This window comes from Vibrio sp. F13, assembly GCF_020806305.2.
Classification (GTDB): domain Bacteria; phylum Pseudomonadota; class Gammaproteobacteria; order Enterobacterales; family Vibrionaceae; genus Vibrio; species Vibrio crassostreae_C.
Genome location: NZ_CP170176.1, coordinates 544217 through 565203, shown reverse-complemented (window position 1 = coordinate 565203; position 20987 = coordinate 544217). Strand labels below are relative to the sequence as shown.

The 20987-nt window shown below is 45.3% G+C and carries 15 protein-coding genes; 4 read left to right on the top strand and 11 right to left on the bottom strand.

Features of this window, described 5'->3' with window-relative positions:
• Positions 1 to 44 precede the first annotated feature (44 nt).
• The 3 genes from LMH68_RS17475 to LMH68_RS17465 are packed head-to-tail and all read right to left on the bottom strand — an operon-like array spanning position 45 to position 2645.
• A complete protein-coding gene (locus LMH68_RS17475) occupies positions 45 to 1226 on the bottom strand; it encodes an MFS transporter (RefSeq protein ID WP_229647899.1) in 1182 nt (393 codons plus the stop codon).
• Positions 1216 to 2349 carry a phosphotransferase gene (locus tag LMH68_RS17470; protein WP_102397886.1) on the bottom strand — a complete coding sequence of 378 codons (1134 nt, stop codon included), beginning with the start codon at positions 2347 to 2349 and terminating at the stop codon, positions 1216 to 1218. The genes LMH68_RS17475 and LMH68_RS17470 overlap by 11 nt, the downstream gene beginning before the upstream one ends.
• A gap of 11 nt (positions 2350 to 2360) precedes the next feature.
• Positions 2361 to 2645 (bottom strand): GNAT family N-acetyltransferase, encoded by a 285-nt coding sequence (locus LMH68_RS17465; protein WP_102397885.1) that lies wholly within the window; start codon positions 2643 to 2645, stop codon positions 2361 to 2363.
• A gap of 274 nt (positions 2646 to 2919) precedes the next feature.
• Between LMH68_RS17465 and LMH68_RS17460 the strand changes: the two genes are divergently transcribed.
• Complete coding sequence (locus LMH68_RS17460) at positions 2920 to 3666, top strand: flagellar brake protein (RefSeq protein ID WP_017065025.1); 747 nt, start codon at positions 2920 to 2922, stop codon at positions 3664 to 3666.
• Between the two features lie 185 nt (positions 3667 to 3851).
• Here the strand turns inward: LMH68_RS17460 and LMH68_RS17455 are convergent, their stop codons facing one another.
• Positions 3852 to 6212 carry a Lon protease family protein gene (locus LMH68_RS17455; protein WP_017061577.1) on the bottom strand — a complete coding sequence of 787 codons (2361 nt, stop codon included), beginning with the start codon at positions 6210 to 6212 and terminating at the stop codon, positions 3852 to 3854.
• Between the two features lie 240 nt (positions 6213 to 6452).
• Here LMH68_RS17455 and LMH68_RS17450 point away from each other — a divergent pair, with 240 nt between their 5' ends.
• The gene (locus tag LMH68_RS17450; RefSeq protein ID WP_017068585.1) at positions 6453 to 6947 is read left to right on the top strand and encodes a hypothetical protein; all 495 of its coding nucleotides are present in this window, start codon (positions 6453 to 6455) and stop codon (positions 6945 to 6947) included.
• Between the two features lie 12 nt (positions 6948 to 6959).
• Positions 6960 to 8588 (top strand): ABC transporter ATP-binding protein, encoded by a 1629-nt coding sequence (locus LMH68_RS17445; RefSeq protein WP_229647897.1) that lies wholly within the window; start codon positions 6960 to 6962, stop codon positions 8586 to 8588.
• Between the two features lie 196 nt (positions 8589 to 8784).
• On the opposite strand, the gene LMH68_RS17440 is transcribed toward LMH68_RS17445, so the two are convergent.
• Together LMH68_RS17440 and LMH68_RS17435 are read right to left on the bottom strand one after the other, a co-directional pair.
• Positions 8785 to 9798 (bottom strand): LacI family DNA-binding transcriptional regulator, encoded by a 1014-nt coding sequence (locus tag LMH68_RS17440; protein ID WP_017094250.1) that lies wholly within the window; start codon positions 9796 to 9798, stop codon positions 8785 to 8787.
• A gap of 96 nt (positions 9799 to 9894) precedes the next feature.
• The gene (locus LMH68_RS17435) at positions 9895 to 12993 is read right to left on the bottom strand and encodes a GH116 family glycosyl hydrolase (RefSeq protein WP_229647896.1); all 3099 of its coding nucleotides are present in this window, start codon (positions 12991 to 12993) and stop codon (positions 9895 to 9897) included.
• A gap of 64 nt (positions 12994 to 13057) precedes the next feature.
• Between LMH68_RS17435 and LMH68_RS17430 the strand changes: the two genes are divergently transcribed.
• Positions 13058 to 14005, top strand: coding sequence for an aldose 1-epimerase (locus LMH68_RS17430; protein ID WP_229647894.1), 948 nt, complete (start codon positions 13058 to 13060; stop codon positions 14003 to 14005).
• A gap of 73 nt (positions 14006 to 14078) precedes the next feature.
• On the opposite strand, the gene LMH68_RS17425 is transcribed toward LMH68_RS17430, so the two are convergent.
• From LMH68_RS17425 to LMH68_RS17405, 5 genes are all read right to left on the bottom strand, one after another.
• Positions 14079 to 16493, bottom strand: a complete 2415-nt coding sequence (locus LMH68_RS17425; RefSeq protein ID WP_229647893.1) for a GH36-type glycosyl hydrolase domain-containing protein — start codon at positions 16491 to 16493, stop codon at positions 14079 to 14081.
• A gap of 108 nt (positions 16494 to 16601) precedes the next feature.
• Positions 16602 to 17693: an ABC transporter ATP-binding protein gene (locus tag LMH68_RS17420; protein ID WP_008216689.1), complete on the bottom strand. Its 1092-nt coding sequence runs from the start codon at positions 17691 to 17693 to the stop codon at positions 16602 to 16604.
• A complete protein-coding gene (locus LMH68_RS17415; protein WP_136974041.1) occupies positions 17693 to 19042 on the bottom strand; it encodes a GH1 family beta-glucosidase in 1350 nt (449 codons plus the stop codon). The genes LMH68_RS17420 and LMH68_RS17415 overlap by 1 nt, the downstream gene beginning before the upstream one ends.
• A gap of 17 nt (positions 19043 to 19059) precedes the next feature.
• The gene (locus tag LMH68_RS17410) at positions 19060 to 19908 is read right to left on the bottom strand and encodes a carbohydrate ABC transporter permease (protein ID WP_229647954.1); all 849 of its coding nucleotides are present in this window, start codon (positions 19906 to 19908) and stop codon (positions 19060 to 19062) included.
• Between the two features lie 46 nt (positions 19909 to 19954).
• Positions 19955 to 20941 carry a carbohydrate ABC transporter permease gene (locus LMH68_RS17405; RefSeq protein ID WP_009846152.1) on the bottom strand — a complete coding sequence of 329 codons (987 nt, stop codon included), beginning with the start codon at positions 20939 to 20941 and terminating at the stop codon, positions 19955 to 19957.
• Positions 20942 to 20987: the final 46 nt, after the last annotated feature.

The following is a 20987-nucleotide window of genomic DNA, read 5'->3' as shown; positions in this document are numbered from 1 at the left end:
CACTATTGGAGCTTTTTGCTTATTTCATAATATCGAGACCAACATTAACGCCAGCTAAACATTCGCACTTCATTACCTTCTTCAGGTGTCTTAGGAATGTTTAAAGACAACGCCAAAGAAACCACGGCCATCACTGCACCAATATAGAAAACCGTTGCAGGAGAAGACAACCAAATCACACCAAACGCGACTGGAATAACAACCGCGGCGATATGGTTGATGGTGAAAGAAACACCTGCGGTTGAGGCCATGTCTGCTGGATCTGCAATTTTTTGGAAGTAAGTTTTAATCGCTAACGCCAAAGCAAAGAACAGATGATCGACCACGTAAAGCGCCGCCGCCCACTCAGCACTTTGCACCAAACCATATCCAACAAACACACCGATCAAACCGACATACTCGAAGATTAACGCCTTGCGCTCGCCAACCACACCAATGAACTTGCCAATGCGTTTTGCGAACAAGAAATTAAATAGGTAGTTGATTAAGAACAATAGCGTAATCTCAGCAGCCGAGTAACCGAACTTCTCTACCATCAAAAAGCCTGCAAACACGGTGAATATTTGTCTTCTCGCGCCACTCATAAACGTCAGCGCATAGTAGAGCCAGTAACGCTTCCTTAGCACTAACTTCTTATTCTGTTGGGTCTTGGTTTGAAACTCAGGGAAACCAAAGGTCATCACCAACACCAGAACGAAACCGATGCCTCCGGTAATACCATATACCCAAGCGAAATCGAGTTTTAGCTGTTCTAGCATCACCCAAATAGAGCCATAGGTGAGAAGAGACGCAAGTGCGCCCACCGAGATCATTTTACCTAGCATCTCTGGCGCTTCTTCTTTGCTTAGCCATTGCAGTGACAAAGATTGCTTCAACGTTTCAAAATAGTGGAAACCCGTTGACATCAAAATGGTGGTAAGCAAAAGGCCTGTCAGTGAAGGGAATAAACCGGTAATCGCCGTGCCCACGGTCAGCATCGCTAGCGATATCAACATGAAGCGTTGCTCACGTATGAAGGCTAAAACAAACACCACAGTAAATGCTAAGAAGCCGGGTATCTCACGAACACTTTGTAGCAAGCCTATATCGGCACCGTCAAAGTTCGCTTTCTCAATCACGAAATTATTAAGCAGAGCCATCCAGCTCGAAAACGCGATAGGTACAACAATCGAAATCAGTAATAAAAAGTTTTGCGGCGTTTTCCAGCTCGCGGTTCTATCGAACATTGACGGACTCCTGTTCGTCTAATTGAGTGAGCACTCGTAAGGTCAACTGCTCAGTATAAGGGTTAATCTTCCAATGCTCTGGGCTCCAGCCTTTTACGAAACGTTGGAAATCGGCCCACGCCACGTAAAACATTGGTCGCCATGCTGCTTCTACCTCATCAAATGAAAGGTGTGGCTGATAGTACGCCAATGCCTCTTTCAAGTAGTGGAAGTAAGCATCTAGTACTTCTGATTCAAGCTCTGCGCAATCTTGTGGCCTAATCGCGCTGCTCATGAACAAGGCGACGTCTTTCATCGCACAGCCGTAACCCACATATTGGAAATCGACCGCAGCTGCTCGCTCGCTTTCAGAATCAAAACAAAAATTGGCGAGCTTGGCATCGCCATGTACCAAGGTTTGATATGGACACTCTTTGAGTAAACGGTCGATGTGCTTGGCTTGATTCTTCAATGGTAAATCAGCCAAGGCATTGAGCTCATCAGGACGTGTATCTAGATGCCAATAAGTACCGACTTGCCACAATGATGACAACTGCTCTTGATTGATATTGATATGCTTTGCGTGAAAGTTAGCGAGCCATTTAAGGCAAGCATCGCGTTGTTTTTGCTCTTCTCGTGTGTAACTAGGTGCCTGATAGTCAGAAGCAGCAAGAACATCAAAATGAGAGGTTAACGGAAAGCCTATATCCGCTAAGTCTTGCATCACAATCAGCCACTCATTCTCTTCTAGTTCACATTGCAGCCCAACAGGCACAGGGCAACGCTCATCCCATTGCTGAGTGAACGACTGATACCAAGCCGTCTCAACTTGGTAAGAGTGCACCTTTCGCTGATGAGATAATTTGGTGTTCCAGCCTTTGGGGTGTTCGGCTTTATCTGGCAGTGCGACATGCTTAACGATCACACTGTTTACTGAGGCGTTGTTCATCGAGCCGCTATTATCTTTATCAAAGACTAAGCGAACTAGCTCGCCATACCCGCCCCATAGGCGTTGAATAACTTGGATATCAAACCCTTGATGGCAACCCAGTAAGGTCGCAATTTTTTGATAAAGCTCAGGTTGGTTTGGACTCGTACTCACTTGTGATTGAGCAAGATTGTTTGACGGTATTGATTGAGACATATAACTCGTTGCTATGCTTTTTCGGATAGAAGATGTGACCACTGTGGCTGCCTATTCATATAGTGAACCACATAGCTACAAACCGGCACAATTTTGAAGCCAGCTTGTTCAATTTCAGGCAATACCGACTCCATCATCACCTTACCAAAGCCCTTGCCTTGCAGTTCATCAGGAATGCGTGTCGACGTGATATGTAGTACATCTCCGTCCTTTTGATACTTAACGACCGCGAACTGGTTGGGTTCTAACTCTACCGTGATCTGGTTCACTTCTTGATCCCATTTTACTGCCTGCATTCTCAACTCCTGCAAATAATTGATACGACAAACAATAAAAGTTTGAAGTATGAGTTCCTTGTAATAGACTAGCGCAAGTGCATATAAATAAAACTAAGTACTTACAAACAAAGCAAATAATTCAGTGCAATCGGCTTAATATAAAATCAGCAATGATAAAAGGCACTCTATAAATCTATGTGAGTACGTCCACTAAATCTAGCACGTAATAACCCCTTGTTAGCAAGTTACCAATATAACTAACAGACGCATGTTGGCGCATGGAGAACATATAATGAACGCACCCCTGAAGAAGCCTTTGGAGCATAATCAGGCACTTCAAGACCCTCGTAATCGTACCGTTTCCACTATCAATAGCACTGATGCACTGGCCATGATTGAGCACGGCAGTGAGCTGACATTAAATGTCTCGACTCCGGTTGGCACTAAGTTTCTCGCCACCACTAAATTTATCGGTACGCACAGTGATAACTGTATTGTGGTTGAGGTTCCCGAGGTATCCAATGAAGATCTGAACTTTTTCTTTCAAGAAGGTTTTTGGATGACCGCTCGTGCGTATTCTCTACGAGGTGAAGGCGCGCTTATCCACTTTAGAAGCCAAATTCACCATAAGATTGGTGAACCCTTCCCTATTCTTGTGCTGTCTACACCAAGCACGATGCAAGTGACTCAGCTGCGTAAAGAAACACGCTATGAAGTTAACCTTGCTTCAAGAATCATCTTCAACGACCAGCGAGCAAACTGTGAGATACGAGATTTATCGAAAAGTGGTTGTCGTTTCGTTACCTCGCCGACCTCTCGTGCGATTCAGATTGCCGATCGAGTGTCTATTGAGATAACCCCTGAGAACTACAATGGCCCACTGATTCCGCCACTGCGAGGCATCGTCTGTAACCTACAGAAATCGACGCACTACGCTCGATATGGTGTTGAATTTGATGATATTGGCCGAGCTAACGCCAAACACTTGTTGGCAAAACTGAAGTTCGATGGCACCAAGCTTTGCTTACGAAATGGGTAACGCCTTTTAACACGCGACTTTCACCGAATACAGCAAGCTGACCAAATACAAATAGCTCACTGGTAAACCAAATCGTAACCAACAAAAAAGCCATCGACTCTAGAATCGATGGCTTTTGCGTTTTAGCTGTTTATCTGTTTGTTTATCTATCTATTTAGCAAATAGTTTGTATCTAGATATTCAAACTATTTGCGCAGTGCGTTCAGTTTAGCTTGGGCGATACCAAAGATAGTATCAATTGGATAGCTACCCTCATCACTTGCTTCACCAGCGGCTTTGCCTGTGAACAGCTCAATCGCCTCTGTTACATGGTCAATCGCCCAGATATTAAACTCGCCCTTTTCAACCGCTTTCACGATATCGCTGCGTAGCATCAGGTTGTGAACATTTGAACGCGGGATGATCACCCCTTGTTCGTTTGAACGCCCTTTGATTTCACACACATCAAAGAAACCTTCAATTTTCTCGTTCACACCACCAATAGGCTGAGACTCACCAAACTGGTTCATCGAGCCTGTAATCGCGATGTCTTGACGGTTTGGCTGCTTAGAAAACGCTGACACTACCGCACAGAACTCGGCCATACTCGCACTGTCACCATCGACGCCACCATACGATTGCTCGAAGGTGATGTTAGTGGTGAGCGGGACTTTGGCTGTCTTACCAAATACGGAAGAAAGGTAAGCCGACAAGATCATCACCCCTTTTGAGTGAATACTGCCACCTAGGTCTACGTTTCTTTCAATATCAATCACTTCACCATCACCGTAAGCGGTGGTTGCCGTGATTCGGTTCGGCGCACCAAACATATGATCCGTCGTGCTGAGTACAGACAGCGCATTCACTTGCCCAACCGCTTGACCATCAACATGGATTAGCGTTGTGCCGTTAGTGAAGGTTTCCATCACGCTGTCTTGCAGTCGTCCGACACGCATCTGTTGGTTAGATAACGCTTGGTCAACGTGCGTTGCACGAATCAGGTTCGATTTTGAGCCTCTCGCCACGTAGTTTGATTCACGAAGCAGATTAGCAATGTGAGCAGAGTGCAGAGACAATTTACCTTGGTCACCCGCCTGACGAGAGCTGTGCTCAATGATGCGAGCGATCGCTTTACGGTCACAATGCAGCATGTTGTTGTCGTGCACGATGCTCGAAATAAAGCGCGCGTAATGCATTTCAGAATCGGGAGTACGCTTCATCTCATCTTCAAAATCGGCCGTTACACGGAACAGTTCACCAAACTCTGCATCGTAGTGTTGCAGCAGTTGGTAAGTTCGGTAATCGCCAAACAGGATGATCTTAACATCCAATGGAATCGGTTCTGGATCAAGCGATACCGCCCCCGTTAAGGTCACCTCTTTTTCTAATGAAGTGAAGCTCAATTGACGTGAACGCAGTGCTCGTTTCAAGCCTTCCCAAACGTACGGCTGCTCAAGTACCTTCACCGCATCCATCAGTAATACGCCACCGTTGGCTCTGTGTAAGCTACCTGCGCGAATCAATGAGAAGTCAGTAAAGACAGTACCCTTGAACGTCGCCGTTTCTACATAGCCAAACAGAGAGTGATAATTTGGATTCTCTTCCACCACGATCGGCAGAGTCTCCTCCTTTTGGCTCACAATCACATTAACCTTGTAGCGACGCGGCATTTTCTTATCCAAAGAGGCCGTTGCAACTTCTGCTTGCTCCGTGCTCTCTTCTAAGAAGATGTCAGCGTTGTCGACAATGTCTTTACGCAGTGCCGTTAGGTACTTTTTGATGTCTGGATATTGGCTGTAATCCTTCTTCAATTGCTTGATGAAGTGCGTGATCACGTCTCGCGCCGTATCATCATTCAGTTTTTGAATTTTCTCAGTGTACGTTTCTTCAAGTTCCGTCAACTCACGAGAAATGGTTCGCAGACCGACTTCCAATCCATCAATGGTTTTATCGAACTGGTCTTGCTCTTCCGGCGAAAGCAGATCAAAGCTCTCTTCGGTATGAAGATCATCACCATTCATGGCCACAAACTGGTAATCACCCTGAGTGGTGATCGTCAGGTTAATGCCCTTGTCTTTCGCTTCTTGGCTAATGCTTTCTAACGCGGCTTGTTGCTTAGCTGCTAATTGGTTTTTAAGCCTGTCAGCACGGCTAAAGTACATCTCGTTATCAAATGCTAGAGGCATACCTTTCAGCAATTTACGCATTAGCTTTTCAATATCTTGCTTTAAGCTGCTGCCAACGCCACGAGGTAATTTCAGTACCTTAGGTGTACGAATATCTTCAAAGTTCGCGATATAACACCAATCAAAAAGCTCCTGCACTTCTTGAGGGTGACGGTTCAGATAGCGCAAGATCATGGTGCGTTTACCCAGACCATTTCGCCCTATCGCATAAATGTTGTAACCCTTTTCCTTGATTGACATCGCGAACTCAACGGCTTTTTGTGCCCGTTCCTGCCCGACGATTTCGTCAATTGGAGCCAGTTCTTTGGTCGACTTACATGGTAGCTTATCTAAATCCGCTACCTGATACAGCTGTTCTGTATTGAGTCTTTGCATCGCCATCGCCGCCTCCTTAGTCCTTCATTACTTGGGTGTAGATAAAATCAGTGTAGATGTAATTTCCTACAAATTTAGTGACTTACGCTACACAGCTGTTCAACTGAACAAATAACACACAATTTAAGCCATTTTTAGGAATAGCTCGTCATTTAATTCACCAACTTAACATGTGAATGATTTTAATTTGCAATTGATAATAAATATCATTAACATTTTCTGATATTATAAATTGAGGATGTGGATATGGAAATTGAACGATGCTGGATGCACTACCTAAAAGCTGAACAGTTAATGGAACAAGGTCACTGGCCAGAAGCACAACGCCTTTATGGTGATGTTCTAACCTCACTTCCTCATCACATCCAAGATGCAGCATACCAAAGCGATATCAAGCCTTGCCAATTTGCCTGCTTGCTTGCCGGGTTAAGAGACGCGAGCGTCGCTCAATCAGAGATACTCAACCGATTAGGTCAGCACCAACAAGCCTTCGATACCTTGAATCAATCTTACGCTCTGATGCAATTTATCTCTCTGGAGAACACTGAGCTGATTCAACGTACCTTTGGATTATTGGAAAAGCAGAGCGAAGGTTTGCTCAATCACCTGATCGCTTTTTGCAGCGCTCAGCGCAGTTCGCATTGGATGCTCGAACTAGAACAAATTCAACGTGCTCATCACCATTTTGGGCAACTTAAAACAACGTCAGAAGTTCAATCTTCACCTAATGTCTTAAATTGATAAGGATATATCATGTCGGACCGGGCTCTTCTTAAAGTCAATAACCTCTCCGTTAGCTTCAAAACCAACGATGGAATCGTTGATGCGGTGAAAAAGGTTAACTTTACCCTTAAATCCAGCGAAACCTTGGCCATTGTTGGTGAATCAGGTTCTGGTAAATCTGTATCTTCCAACGCACTGATGCGTCTACTTCCAGACAACGCCATTATTGATCCGCAGTCTCAAATTGAGTTTGAAGGCGAGTCTGTTCTCGAAAAATCAGAGCGTGAAATGCAGTCGATTCGTGGCGACAGAATCGGCATGATCTTTCAAGAGCCGATGACATCTTTGAACCCATACCTGCGCGTCGGCATTCAAGTGGCAGAAGCTATTATGTGGCATCGTAAAGTGTCAAAGTCTCAAGCCAAACAGCGAGTGATTGAGCTGTTTAATCTTGTGCACTTGCCAATGCCAGAAAAGTCGTACACCAAGTACCCTCACGAATTTTCGGGTGGTCAGCTGCAACGCATCATGATCGCAATGGCGCTGATTAATGAACCGGATATCCTGATTGCTGACGAGCCTACAACTGCATTAGATGTAACGGTTCAAGCTGAAGTGCTTGCTCTTATCAAAGAGATCCAAGGCAAGATGGGAATGGCAATTTTGTTCATCACCCATGACTTAGGTGTGGTGAAACACTTTGCAGACCGCGTGCTAGTGATGTGTAAAGGTGAGCTCGTAGAAGAAGGGATGACTCAATCTTTGTTCGATAGTCCTAAACATGATTACACAAGAATGCTCATTAACTCGATTCCGAAAGGCGCTAAGGTTCCTGTTGAGGCGACAGCCCCAGAACTATTGTGTGCTGACGACATCCGAGTTCAGTTCTTGGTGAAATCACACTTTATCAAGAGTAAAAGCCAGTACTTCGAAGCCGTAAAAGGCATTTCGTTGAATCTTAAGCAAGGCGAAACGCTAGGCATTGTTGGTGAATCTGGTTCAGGTAAATCAACCCTTGGACGTGCATTAATCGGCTTGCTGCCGAGTACCGGACGTATTGTTTACAAAGGCCAAGACGTTAGCTTATTAAATGATAAAGAGCGTCACAAGCTCAAGAAAGATGTCCAAATGGTGTTCCAAGATCCTTATGGTTCTTTATCACCACGCATGACAGTTGGGGAAATCATCACCGAAGGCTTAACGGTGCATCAACCTCATCTATCCAAGCAAGAACGTTTAGAAAGAGCGCGCAAAGCATTGATTGAAGTTCGCTTAGAGCCGAATTCAATAAACCGTTATCCACATGAGTTCTCTGGCGGGCAAAGACAACGTATCGCGATTGCTCGCGCACTGATTCTAGAGCCCTCTTTCATTTTGCTGGATGAACCGACTTCAGCACTCGATCGCTCAGTACAACTGACCGTGATTGACCTGCTGAAAGACATTCAAGCCAAGCACAATATCGGCTTCCTGTTCATCAGCCACGATCTCTCGGTAGTGAAAGCACTGTCGGATCGCGTACTGGTGATGCAGAAGGGCGAAGTAATGGAAGAAGGGTCTGCAGAAGAGATTTTCAATGCGCCGAAAAACAACTACACCAAGAAATTAATCGCTGCGTCATTCGACTTAGAAGATAAATCGAAAAAAAATGCCGCATAAAGGGAACTAATCAACATTAACAGCGTCTTATAATTACATTCTGAATAATCTCCTAATGGATTGAAATCTAGAATGGATATAGCAAAACTGGTTTGGCCGCCAAAAGAGAAATGTCGCATGGATGCGACATTTTTCGTTTCTGAAGGGAAATAATGTGTCTTTGACTGTAACTCCCTATGATTCAATCATTTCACAACTAACGATACAGAGACTTGGTCGACTCTCTGACGATTAAATCTATCGGTGGTAGTCGTGCTTCATGCCTCTCACCTGAAAGTAAGTTCAAAATCGACTGAGCACACACCTCTCCAATCTCTTCAATTGGCTGCCTTAATGTTGTTAACGCAGGTGTGAAATACTTAGACGTTGGCAAGTCATCAAACCCAATCACTGACACATCTTCTGGCACTTTATAACCGTGGTCAGACAGCGCCTTAATCGCCCCGTAAGCCGTTTGGTCATTTGCAGCAAACAAGGCGGAGAAGTGAACCTTAGATTCAATCAACTCTACCGTTTTCTCGTAGCCAGACTCACTACTGAAATCACCCTGTTTAACGAGTTTTGGCATCACTTTTATGCCCGCCTCTTGAAGTGCTTTCTTATAGCCTTCAAAGCGATTTCCCGAATCAGGTTGACTTGAAAGTCCCTTAATATGAGCAATATTCACATGCCCTTGTTGCAGTAAATGTAAGGTTGCCATGTAGCCGCCCAACACGTTATCAATGTTGATGGAGCGGACGTTATTCTCAACAAAATCGTAGCCAACCATCACGATAGGAATGTCTTGTGCATACTTGGAAATCTCTTCCTGAGTAATGCTTCCTGTCACGATGATCATGCCATCCACGTTACTTTTTGCGAGATACTCCAACGCGTGCATTTCTAACTTTTTCTGCCAATGCCCTGTCGCGATTACTAACGAATAACCTTGAGCGATCAGTGTTTTCTCCATGTCATTGAGAATACGGCTGGTATAAGGGCTGTCAGGGTGTTGTACCAATACACCAATAGTGAGCGAGCGTCGGTTGGTGTTTTCTTGCATTTGAAAATTAGGTTTGTAGCCCGTGTCTTTAATCGCTTGCTCAATATTTTGGCTTTTATCGTCAGACACATAAGTGGTTCGATTAAGGAAGCGAGACACGGTACTGGGAGAAACACCAGCCAGTCTTGCTACATCGTATACTGTTGTTTTTTTTGTTTTAGTGCGCATCTCGAATCCCTAATCAAGTGACATTCGGGGAGCTTTAAGCTCCCCATCAGTTTCAACCTGCATACCACTGCTTTAGCTGAAAATCGTGTCATTAAGTTAATACAAGTAGGCGAAGATCATCCCCGGTCTAAAGTAGCGACCAGCCGTATATTTCAAGCCAGTACTCAGTAACCATTTGTGTAAGCCTGCCAGCTTTTCTAACGGAATTTCACCGCTCACCATTTTAACAAAATTATCAGTATCTTTCGTCAATGTTGGATTGATACGACCGTCAGACAGCACACAGTTTTGACATTTAAGTACACTTAGCCAGTTTTTCGCATCATTTTGCGTCAATTTGAAGACTTCCATAAGATCTTTCTCATTGACAGACACAGAGCAATTGAACCCTTCTGGCGCTGCAAATGGAATTTTTGAATAGTCATAGAGTGCGGTATACACGGTATCCATCAATGTTTCTGCTTGCTGGTTTTTACCTGCCAGACTCAACGCCGTTGCGACACTAAACTGCACACCAATCCACACATCTTGAGCCTGAAATGCCTCATGCGGCGAACCATCGGCCAACGTCATATTCGCAACCCCAAGCTTAGGGCTGTTAATCTCAAAGTTGTGCTTATAAACATAGTCTAGTGCGCGTTGGATGTTCTCTTGCGGGAAAATACCGTCCAAGCCGATGAGCTTTAAGTAACTGTCGGCCAACAAGGCATCACCAAAACTGTTGTCAGAATCTGGCACTAAATCTAAGTATTCTTGAGTAAAGGCTTGTGGCGCCGTCTCACTCAGCAAGCGTTTCTTAGAGACTCTTTGAGATACCTTACTGATGCTAATGGAAGTATCCGTTTCATTTAGATATGCATTGAGCATGTGCTTGTCAGCAATCGCATCGCCGGTCAATGAAAGTCCCAAAGTTTCCAGAGCTTGATAGCCCGCACCGGTTAGATGCTTAGCCTGAACTGGCGTCACGAAGAAGTGGTAGTAACCCTCTTTGTCATCCCACAAGCTTTGCTCAACCGTAGCTAACGCCTTTTTAGAACGCGTTAAGTAACCGTTAGCTCGCTCGCTTTCACCCATCAATTGTGCAAGTTCACTCGCCGCTTGCAAGCCAGCAACCCACAGGCTCGCACAATAAATAGAGATGCCGTGAGACGCGAGGTTATCGAAGGTATCGTCTGTGCCACGGGTTAGTGGTAAATCGTCACCCTCAGCGATCAAATTCGATAAGAAATCGATGCTTTCAGTTACCGCTTGCCAGCACTCTTTAACCACAGAGAGATCTTGGGTGTTTTGATAGTGGCGGTACACCATCAGAATGTATTTCGGCGCTAAGTCCTTCCACTCTTTCACATTGTGCCAACTGTAAGCATCGGGCTGAATGTCGAATGGGCTGCCTAAGTCGTGGATTACCGCACCTCGAATGGCACGCACACCTTGGTACTTGTCATCAATCAATTCGGCATTAGGCGTCGCTTCGTATTCCCAGTAGCGGCGCTCGGTAAAGTCTTCGGCCAAAATAGCTTTCGAGAACGCTTTCATCACGCAGCCATCAAGCTCAGGCAGCAAGTAAAGCAGCGAGAACGAGCCGTAGAAATACACATCCAGAGAGTTAAAGAATGGGTAATCGACACACTCTTTTACCAAGAACTTATCTTCATTGTCCCATACCGTTGATTCCGCTAGGAAGGACAATGAGTTCATCGCCATCGTTGCATAGCGAAGTGCCGATTCAGGCTGCGAGATCTTGCTTTGAGCTTGCTCTAGGAAAGCGGTTTGTTGTGCGACGATCTGCTGCTCAATCGCTTCGAGCTTTGGCAACATGTCTTCTAACATAGGTAATGCAGGCTTTACTTGTGGGTAGAATTGCGTGTAAGCCTTATCTGAGTGCCAACCATTAAGCATGACTTTGCTGTGTGCCATCACCTGTGCAAAACGCAGATCAACAGACTCACCCGCTTCCAATTCAACCTGAACCACCACCAATGCGCTCAACGCTTCACGCCCTGTGTAAATGCCGGTTTGGAATTCCACGTTGGTACGGCCTGTTTTCAGTGCGAACTCTGTTTGCTGAGCAGTCTTAGAGGTATAAAGCGTTGGTTTGACAGAAATCGAAACCTTACCAGATTCAGTCAAATGGTTATCTGCTTGAACACCAAACACCATTTCGCCTTCAATATCGCTTTGATAAGGCGATTGGCTAGACAATTGAACACCCGTAAAGCTGCCGCTTTCACCCTTTAAGTTAACCACTTCATGCTGCTGAGCAATCGGATTTTGAGACAAGGTACATGCCGAATCCTGAATACCATCACGACCTTTTTGGTAGGTTGAGCCAATCAAGTTTTGAAGCGGCTGAGCAAGCGTAATCACGCGTGGTTGCGATGAGTTATTGGTTAATTCGAAGTGATTCCAGTGCATCGGTAAAGAACATAGGCGTTTGTTCTCTTTAACGATTGGAGAGACTACCTTACGCTTTATATTAATATCTTCGAAGCTACTGTATTTATATTCAGCCAGTGGATATAAAGCTTGGTATTCTATATCCCTGCCATTAACACTATCTATATCACTGCCACTGATACTATCCATATCATTATTATAACCCGCAGTGAGTGATAATAATCTCGTTGTATCATTTATTAATAAACCATTAAAGAAATCTAAGGCGACATATAATTGACAAATAGTTGAACCTGAATCTTCTGCAATCAACAATTGAGTCTTATTTGAAAATTCAACGTTCCATTTTGTAAAGTTAGTTTTATTTTCTTGGTAGAATCGACCATTTTTTAATGCTGTTTGAATGAGACTAATCGCATTCGACATTTCTCTACTTTCAATCTTTTTTCCATCAAACAAAGCAGGATAGAAGTTCAGGTGAACGCTTAGCTCTTGTTCATTAAGAACTTGCAGCGTGTCGATGGTTGGCACATTCATCACTGACGCATAAAAATCATTAAAATTAATAACTTGCTCTGAACAATCGACAAAGATTCCCGGAATAAAGCTGAAGTTAGGCGTGTTGCCGTTTGGTGTGAGTGTAAATGTGTTACCAATTCCGCCGACTGCCATACCGGTATTTTCTGGTGTAGTCGAAATTGGCGTGTACCAAGGTTGAATAAATTCAACTGCATCACCTTTTTTACACAAGTGTTCTGAATTTCCTGAGTAGCTCGTATATGGAATTTTATTATTCATTTTAAAACCGCCATTGAATATTTTTTTCTTCTTGTTAATATCTTTTAAAAATGGAGACATCAACATGTTTAAAATTATAAATGAAAAATTTGGAAATATTGACTCTGTCACATTAATAAACCACCAACATGGTATAGAACTTCAAATAATCAATGGATTTGGTGCTGTTATTAATAAATATATCGTAAATAACAGTCCATTCTCTTTTATTTGTGGTTATCAGAATTATGATGAACTGATCAACCAACATCCGTTCTTTTCCCGCAGTGCTAAATTATTCCCTTTTCCAAACCGTTTAAACTTAGGTCGTTACAGTTTCGATAACCAAAACCATCAACTCCCAGCTAATTTTCCTTGGTCTGATCACGCCGTACACGGCCTGCTCTACAACCAACCTTTTTCAATCACAAACAGCGTAGCCACTGAAGAATCTGCCAGTGTGACGTTGCAGTATCAAACGTCGTCTTTGCATCCTGCTTTCCCGTTTGCGTTCAACCTTGAAATGACCTTCACGATTGACGTCACGGGTAAACTCACTTCCTCAACGACCGTCTCTAATCTTGGTGATTCAGCCTTCCCATTCGGTGATGCTTGGCACCCTTATTTTTCACTCGGCACTGAGCTAGCACAATGTGGACTCGCTATGTCGCCTTGCTCTGAGGTCATACACGAAAACGACCTACCCAATGGTGAAAAACACGCTTTTGACCGTTTGTCTTTGGGTGATTCACTCACCAATCAAAGCTTAAATCACTGCTTTGAATTTGATTCCAAGACAACCAATCAACTTGCGTTTACGCGCTCAGATTCCTCTGCCGCTATTCGCTACCAACAAGATGAAAGCTACCCATTCGTTCAGCTGTACACGCCAACTAGCGAGCAAAGTATTGCAATAGAACCAATGACTTGCCCCGCTGATGCCTTCAATAACCAGATTGGCTTATTGACACTTAGCCCGAACCAATCTCAAACCTTTACTTGGCAATGCCAAGCTAGCTATCAACCAAAGTGATGCAACCAAAATAAAGCGTCACTAAAGAGAAACCAAAAAGCAATAAAGGGCGCATAAAGCGCCCTTCTCTTTGTTAACCTAAAATCACCTCGATGGTGTGTTCACCAGATGTAAACACTGGCGCTTTATTACCTGAAATCAGGTCACCATTTACCTTCATTTCAACCACACCCTTACACACGTTATTCGGGTTCGTGACATGAATATGATACGTCGCGCCACGGAACTGACGACGGACTTTGAACTCTGGCCACTCAGCAGGAATACATGGGTCCACCAGCAAGCCATCCACTTCAGGACGAACACCCAGAATCCACTGCGTACCCGCCACGTAAGTCCAAGATGAAGTACCAGAAAGCCACGCATTACGCCCTAAACCGAACTGTTTGTGCTCGTCACCCAAAATGTTTTGTGGGTAGCAGTAAGGCTCAGATTCAAAGGTATCAATGTCATCATTCTTAGAAGCTGGGTTGATTTGACGGTAGTACTCGTAAGCACGCTCACCGTTGCCCATTTTCGCTTCTGCGATCATCACCCATGGGTTTGAATGCAAGAAGATACCGCCGTTCTCTTTCGCACCTGGTGGGTATGTTGATACGCCACCTAGTTGAGGATCAAAACCGTTGTAACCCGGTGTTGAAAGCTTGATGCCATTGGTGGTGTTCAGTTTGTTGTAAACAGAATCTAGCGCCTGAGTTGCACGCTCTTGAGTCGCGAAACCAGAAATTACAGGCCAGCTTTGACCATTGGTGTAGATCTGACCTTGCTCGTTCTTGTGAGAACCGATTGGCAGGCCTTGCTCGTCAAAGTAACGAACAAACCATTCGCCATCCCAGCCGCACTCATTGACTGTGCTCTGCATCTGTTGGTACTGATCGTTAAACTTAGCTGTCAGTTGCACTTCGCCACGCAGCTCACACAAGTCCAACATATCGAGCAGTGCTTTGCCGTACATGTTAGCCACCATCATCGATTCTGCACCCGTTGGCAGGTTCACCGTGTCATTCCAGTCAGCGAAACCTAACAGCGGTAGGCCGTGCTCACCAGTATTGGTATAAGTAAATTCAATCGCGCGGCACAGGTGGTTCCAAACCGTTCCCGTTTCAACTGGATTGCCCGCTTTGTCTTTTTGATAGAACGGGATCTCTTTATTCAAGAAGTCTGCATTGCCCGTTTCTTTCACATATTGAGTCACCGCGTAGATGATCCACAGATGATCATCGCCGTAGTAATCCGGGCGATCTTCCTCTTCACGAGAGTCACCCGCGTTCGCTTCCATTGTTGATGGGAAGAACTGATGCATCGCAGAACCGTTGGTGTTCTGAACAGACAACAGACGCTCGATAAACTCACGCGCTTCTTCTGGCATGTGAGTAATTACGCCTAAAATATCTTGCGAAGAATCACGGAAACCGATGCCACGAGCCCCATAACCAAGCTGGTACAGAGACAGGTAACGAGACCAGTTTTTGGTTGTGTGACACTGACGTGGGTTATGTACGTTAAGCATTGAGTTCATTGCCGGATCTGGCGTTTCAACCTGAACCGCTTGTAGGTAACCATCCCAATGTTCAGCCAGTTCAGCGAAAGCAGAATCGACCACTTGATGGTCACGATATTTAGCCAGCAGAGGCAATGCCACTTCTAGGCTCTGTTCTTGCGCGATTTGTACAATCGTACGTTCTGTCTGCTCTGGAGATAACCAACCTAGGCGCAGGTTAAGTGCACCAATGTTGTCGCCACGCAAACACTCAGTATTGCCTAATTCATCATTGTTTAGTGCTTCTGGTGCTGCCCATGTGCCGTAGCCCAAATTCCCTAGGAACGATTGGCGATCACCATCAAAAGACGTCGCAGGGCGATCCGCTGTCATCAGGTTCACCGCGTAATCGCGCTTCATGAAAGCATACTGCTCAAGCACGGTATGACCCGATTCTTGCTGGTGTGCTTTCAGCGTCATGGTTTGTGGAACCCAATCAGCATTCAGTAGTTGCTTAAGTGCATCAAAGTGTGTGAATTCGTATACAGGCACCACATCAACATGCAGTGCTTTGTCTGAAATGTTGGTGACTTTGATGTCTTGTAGCAGCACTTGGTCAGCTTTTGGTACAAAGAAGGTCGCTTCACAACGCACACCAAAGGCTTCTGCAATGATGGTGGTGTAAGACAAGCCAGTGTGGTTTTCAAACTTATCAAGCGGCTTCAGAGTCGGTGTATAGAAAGGTGAGAACACCTCTACGTTACCCGCTTCGTCACGCACCTTGAGGTATAGGGTCGAGCCTTTGAAGTCTGAGTTTGGCAGTTGTGCAATGTACTTGGTGATACGGTTCAGTGCCGGATCGCCCTTACACAACAACACGCCACCGTTGCTATCAACAATGCCACCGAAATCTAATGTGCCAACATAGTTACACCATTTGATTGGTGTGCACGGCGTGGTTGCTACGTATTCTTTGTTTTTATCGTCAAAATATCCGAATTTCATCATCACTATCCCTAGCCCCTCCCAAATCAGGAGGAGCCAAAACAATTTGTCGTAAGTAGGTTGGTATCAGCTCGTTGGCTGACTTAAGTAGACCGGCTAGCTCGTAATTGACTAGCTCGCTAGCGAGTTCTCGCTCAGTGCGTCAAACAGGTGGAAAGCATCCAAATCTAAGTAAAGTGTCAGTTCTTTCACATCCACTTCAGCAGCTTGGGTCTCAACCATCAGCGGTTGGCCGCCGATTTCTGTTTTCAGAAGAATGCTCGCACCCAGCAGTTCCTTGTCTTTGATTTTCACAGGGAATGGCAGCACACGGTCGTGGTCAACTTGCTCAGCACGTAGGTGGATGTCTGTTGGACGAACACCAAAGTGAAGCGCTAGGTTTTTAGACGCCAGAGACTTAAAACGCTCCGGAAGTGGGATATGAACATCACCAAGTTCAACGAAGTACTCGCCTTCTTTTTCAATCAGTTTTGCTTCCAACATGTTCATTGACGGGTTACCAATGAATTGCGCGACAAACTTGTTTGCAGGACGCTGGAACACCTCGGTTGGTGTGCCAACTTGAGCAACATAACCGTCTTTCAGGATCACGATGCGATCCGCCAGTGTCATCGCTTCGATCTGATCGTGGGTTACGTAGATCGTAGTGGTTTTAAGCTCGCGGTGTAGGTGTTTGATCTCTTCGCGCATCACGCCACGAAGTTTTGCATCTAGGTTAGATAACGGCTCATCAAACAAGAACACTTTCGGCGTACGAACCATCGCGCGGCCCATGGCTACACGCTGACGCTGACCACCAGAAAGCTCTTTTGGCTTACGGTTTAGTAACGGGTCAAGCTCTAGCATTTTCGCCGCTTTTAGTACTTCTACATCGATTTCCGCTTTCGGCATGCCTTTCAGTTTTAGTGCAAAGGCGATGTTCTCGTAGACCGTCATGTGTGGGTACAGTGCATAGCTTTGGAATACCATCGCCAAGTCACGATCTTTAGCATCGACCTTGTTCATCACTTTGCCACCAACCACGATGTCGCCTGAGCTGATGCTCTCTAGGCCTGCAAGCATTCGAAGTGTGGTCGATTTACCACAGCCAGATGGACCAAGGAAAACCACGAACTCACCGTCTTCAACCGTAAAATCAAACTCTTTTACAACCTCAACATCGCCGAATGATTTTTTGATGTTCTTAAATTCTACTTTAGCCATTATCTGTTCTCCTCAGCGCGCTCTTGAAGCATATTTCGGTACGCAATTGCGCTCTGTTTCAGTGTTCTTTCTTGAGTGGTGTAATCAACATGGACGATGCCAAAGCGTTGGCAGTAGCCGAATGCCCACTCAAAGTTATCCATCAGACTCCAAGCGAAGTAACCATCGACTTTCACACCCGCTTCAACTGCGTTGTGAACTGCTTCGATGTGGCCTTGGAAGTAACGAACACGTTGTTCATCCATCACTTGTCCGTTAACACACTCGTCGTTACCTGCTGCACCATTCTCTGTGATGTAGATAGGCGGCATATTTTCGTAGCGAGCATCCAGCCTTACCAATAAATCGGTTAGGCCTTGTGGGTTGATCTCCCAGCCGATGTAAGTGTGTTCAGCATCAGTCTGTTTTACTGATTCAATATCACCATTCTCGTTGAAGCGAGCGACATTGCGTGTGTAGTAATTGATACCGATGTAATCAACCGGGGCGCTTATGATGTCTAGGTCGCCTTCTAAAATCATCGGCATGTTCATCGCTTGGCGGTCGACGACTGGCAGTGGGTATTCACCTTTCAGTACAGGGTCGATGAACCAGTGGTAGTTCTCTGCTTCACAGTAGTCTGCAGCGCCTTGATCTTGCGGTGTCAGTGGGTAAGCCGGAGTCGCGTTAAATACCACACCATGCTTAGCGTGAGGCGCATTTTTGCGAAGAATCGGCATCGCCAAACCATGACCTAGCATTAAGTGATGAGAAGCCAAGAAGCCTTCTTTTTCACCCTTAATACCCGGAGCATGCTCGCCCCAACGGTAGCCTAGGAACGCAGATACAAACGGTTCGTTCAATGTGGTGTAAACATCAATTTTGTCGCCAAAGTAGTTACTCACCACTTCTGCATATTCTGCAAACTTGTAAGACGTTTCACGGTTTAACCAGCCGCCTTTGTCTTCAAGGTATTGCGGTAGATCCCAGTGATAAAGTGTCACGAACACCTTCATTCCACGGGCATGACATTCATCGATGATCTGCTCGTAAAACTCTAGGCCTTGCTGATTCACGACACCGTCTTGCGGCAAGATACGTGGCCATGCAATTGACAGGCGGTAAGCATCAACGCCTAAGCCTTGAATCATCTCGATATCTTGTTGCCACAAGTGGTAGTGGTCGCACGCCACATCACCACTGTCGCCGTTATCTACCTTACCTGGCGTCTTACAAAACGTGTCCCAGATAGACGGTGTACGACCGCCCTCTTCAACGCCGCCTTCAATTTGGTATGAAGATGTCGCGACACCGAATACAAATTCCTTACTGCGTAACTTTGAATCACTTGGAAGTTGAAATTTATTCATTGTTATAACCCTTAAACCTAACCTTTAACTGCGCCGGACGTTAAACCACTGATCATCTGTTTCGATGCGAACAGGTATGTAATCACGAGTGGTAAAATAGAAATGGTGGTACCTAGCATTACCGCGCCCCATGGCGTATTCGGAATACCTTGAACACTTCGTAGTGCCTGTGTGATGACGTAATTGTCTGGGTTGTTCAGCACCACAAGAGGCTGCATAAACATATTCCAGAAGAAGACGAACTGCACGATAGCAAGTGTTGCTAATGCTGGCTTCATCAGTGGCAGTACCACACTCCAGTACGTTCTGAACTCACCTGCACCATCCAACTTCGCTGCTTCTAACAGCTCTTTAGGAATCGATGCAATCACGTGCTGACGCATCAAGAAGATACCAAACGGCGTGGTTGTGAACGGTAGCCATACCGCCATGTGGTTATCCAACAAGCCTAAGAATTTCACGATCATGAAGTAAGGGATCAGGCTAAGCACTGGCGGAATCGCCATTGAGCCAACCAACATGCCAAACAACACGTTCTTACCGCGAAACTTAAACACAGCAAACGCGTAACCACCCATGCTACAAAACAGCAGCGAGATGGTTGTGCCCAAGAAAGCCACGTAAATCGAGTTAAACATCGCTTTCCAAAACGGCATGATTTCTAGCAGTTTTGCGTAGTTCACCATTAGGCTGTCGCCAATTGCGAAGCTAATGCCCGTACCGAAAATTTCAGAACGATCACGCGTTGATAGCAGTGCCGACCATACAAATGGAAAGACGGTAATTAGCGCTGAAACAACCAGCAAGATGCCTAGCATGACCATCAAGATCTTAGTCAAAATGTACATGCTGCGTTCGCTTGGCATCAGTCCACTTAGTGGTGAGGTATTTGTCTTAATTGATGTCGACATCTTAATGTTCCCCTAAGCCTTTCTTACCGAAGAGTAAAAATTGAACCAATGTACAAGTCGCGATGAGTGCAAACAGTAACCATGAGATAGCTGACGCTGTGCCCATTTCTAACCATTCCCAGCCCACTTTGTAGAGGTACATAGAGATAGTTAAACCAGATTGACCCGTACCACCTGTACCACGCGTTAGAACGAACGGTTCTTCAAACATTTGCAGGTTACCGATGATGGTCATGGTGATTGCAAAGAAGATGAATGGACGAATCATTGGTAGTGAGATGTTCCAGAAGCGGCGGAAGGCATTCGCACCATCCATACGTGCAGCTTCTAAAATGTCTTTAGGAATCGTCATTAAACCAGTGGTGTAAAGGACGATATTAAAACCGGTGTATTTCCAGAAAACCATGATCGCAATAGACGGCTTCACCATAGTGGCATCGTCTAACCAGCGGATTGGTTGAAAATCGTTAACCCAAGCAAATGCCCAACCAAACAGCGTGCTATCGGCCAATGCCATTAACGTTTGGTTGATAATTCCTGAGTTAGGAGAGTACATGTTGAAGAAAATCAGTGATGCTGCGACCGTTGATGTGATGAACGGTAGGAAGTACGCCGATGTTAGCCAGTGACGCATACGGTCACCCATTGAAACCAACATGTAAGCCACTGGAATAGCGACTAAGTGCTGAGCCACGCCTGAAGTGATCGCTAGCCAAAGCGTGTTCTTCAATGAACGCCATAGCCATGGGTCCGTTAAAGCAATGTGATAGTTCTCAAAACCAACGAACTCCATCGCATCCATGCCTCTTACCGGGTTCCACTCGTGGAACGACAGGTAAACAGAGAACAACAGCGGGAAGATCCCAAATACAGAAAAAATGATCAGAAACGGCAGAAGAAATCCATACGGTGTAAGCGCTTTCAAATTTAGACGAGAAAAAAGGCTTTTGTCCGCAGGTTCTATCGTTGTGCTCGCTGTATGATTCATAGTAACGGCCTCTTAAAAAGGAAGCGCGTTATCCACGCTTCCTCAC

What these genes read in the sequence shown, in the direction of transcription:
- LMH68_RS17405 (WP_009846152.1), bottom strand. Translation starts at nt 20,941, where the DNA reads ATGAATCATACAGCGAGCACAACGATAGAACCTGCGGACAAAAGCCTT.
- LMH68_RS17455 (WP_017061577.1), bottom strand. Translation starts at nt 6,212, where the DNA reads ATGGCGATGCAAAGACTCAATACAGAACAGCTGTATCAGGTAGCGGAT.
- LMH68_RS17420 (WP_008216689.1), bottom strand. Translation starts at nt 17,693, where the DNA reads ATGGCTAAAGTAGAATTTAAGAACATCAAAAAATCATTCGGCGATGTT.
- LMH68_RS17410 (WP_229647954.1), bottom strand. Translation starts at nt 19,908, where the DNA reads ATGCCAAGCGAACGCAGCATGTACATTTTGACTAAGATCTTGATGGTC.
- LMH68_RS17470 (WP_102397886.1), bottom strand. Translation starts at nt 2,349, where the DNA reads ATGTCTCAATCAATACCGTCAAACAATCTTGCTCAATCACAAGTGAGT.
- LMH68_RS17445 (WP_229647897.1), top strand. Translation starts at nt 6,960, where the DNA reads ATGTCGGACCGGGCTCTTCTTAAAGTCAATAACCTCTCCGTTAGCTTC.
- LMH68_RS17465 (WP_102397885.1), bottom strand. Translation starts at nt 2,645, where the DNA reads ATGCAGGCAGTAAAATGGGATCAAGAAGTGAACCAGATCACGGTAGAG.
- LMH68_RS17475 (WP_229647899.1), bottom strand. Translation starts at nt 1,226, where the DNA reads ATGTTCGATAGAACCGCGAGCTGGAAAACGCCGCAAAACTTTTTATTA.
- LMH68_RS17460 (WP_017065025.1), top strand. Translation starts at nt 2,920, where the DNA reads ATGAACGCACCCCTGAAGAAGCCTTTGGAGCATAATCAGGCACTTCAA.
- LMH68_RS17425 (WP_229647893.1), bottom strand. Translation starts at nt 16,493, where the DNA reads ATGATGAAATTCGGATATTTTGACGATAAAAACAAAGAATACGTAGCA.
- LMH68_RS17435 (WP_229647896.1), bottom strand. Translation starts at nt 12,993, where the DNA reads ATGAATAATAAAATTCCATATACGAGCTACTCAGGAAATTCAGAACAC.
- LMH68_RS17440 (WP_017094250.1), bottom strand. Translation starts at nt 9,798, where the DNA reads ATGCGCACTAAAACAAAAAAAACAACAGTATACGATGTAGCAAGACTG.
- LMH68_RS17450 (WP_017068585.1), top strand. Translation starts at nt 6,453, where the DNA reads ATGGAAATTGAACGATGCTGGATGCACTACCTAAAAGCTGAACAGTTA.
- LMH68_RS17430 (WP_229647894.1), top strand. Translation starts at nt 13,058, where the DNA reads ATGTTTAAAATTATAAATGAAAAATTTGGAAATATTGACTCTGTCACA.
- LMH68_RS17415 (WP_136974041.1), bottom strand. Translation starts at nt 19,042, where the DNA reads ATGAATAAATTTCAACTTCCAAGTGATTCAAAGTTACGCAGTAAGGAA.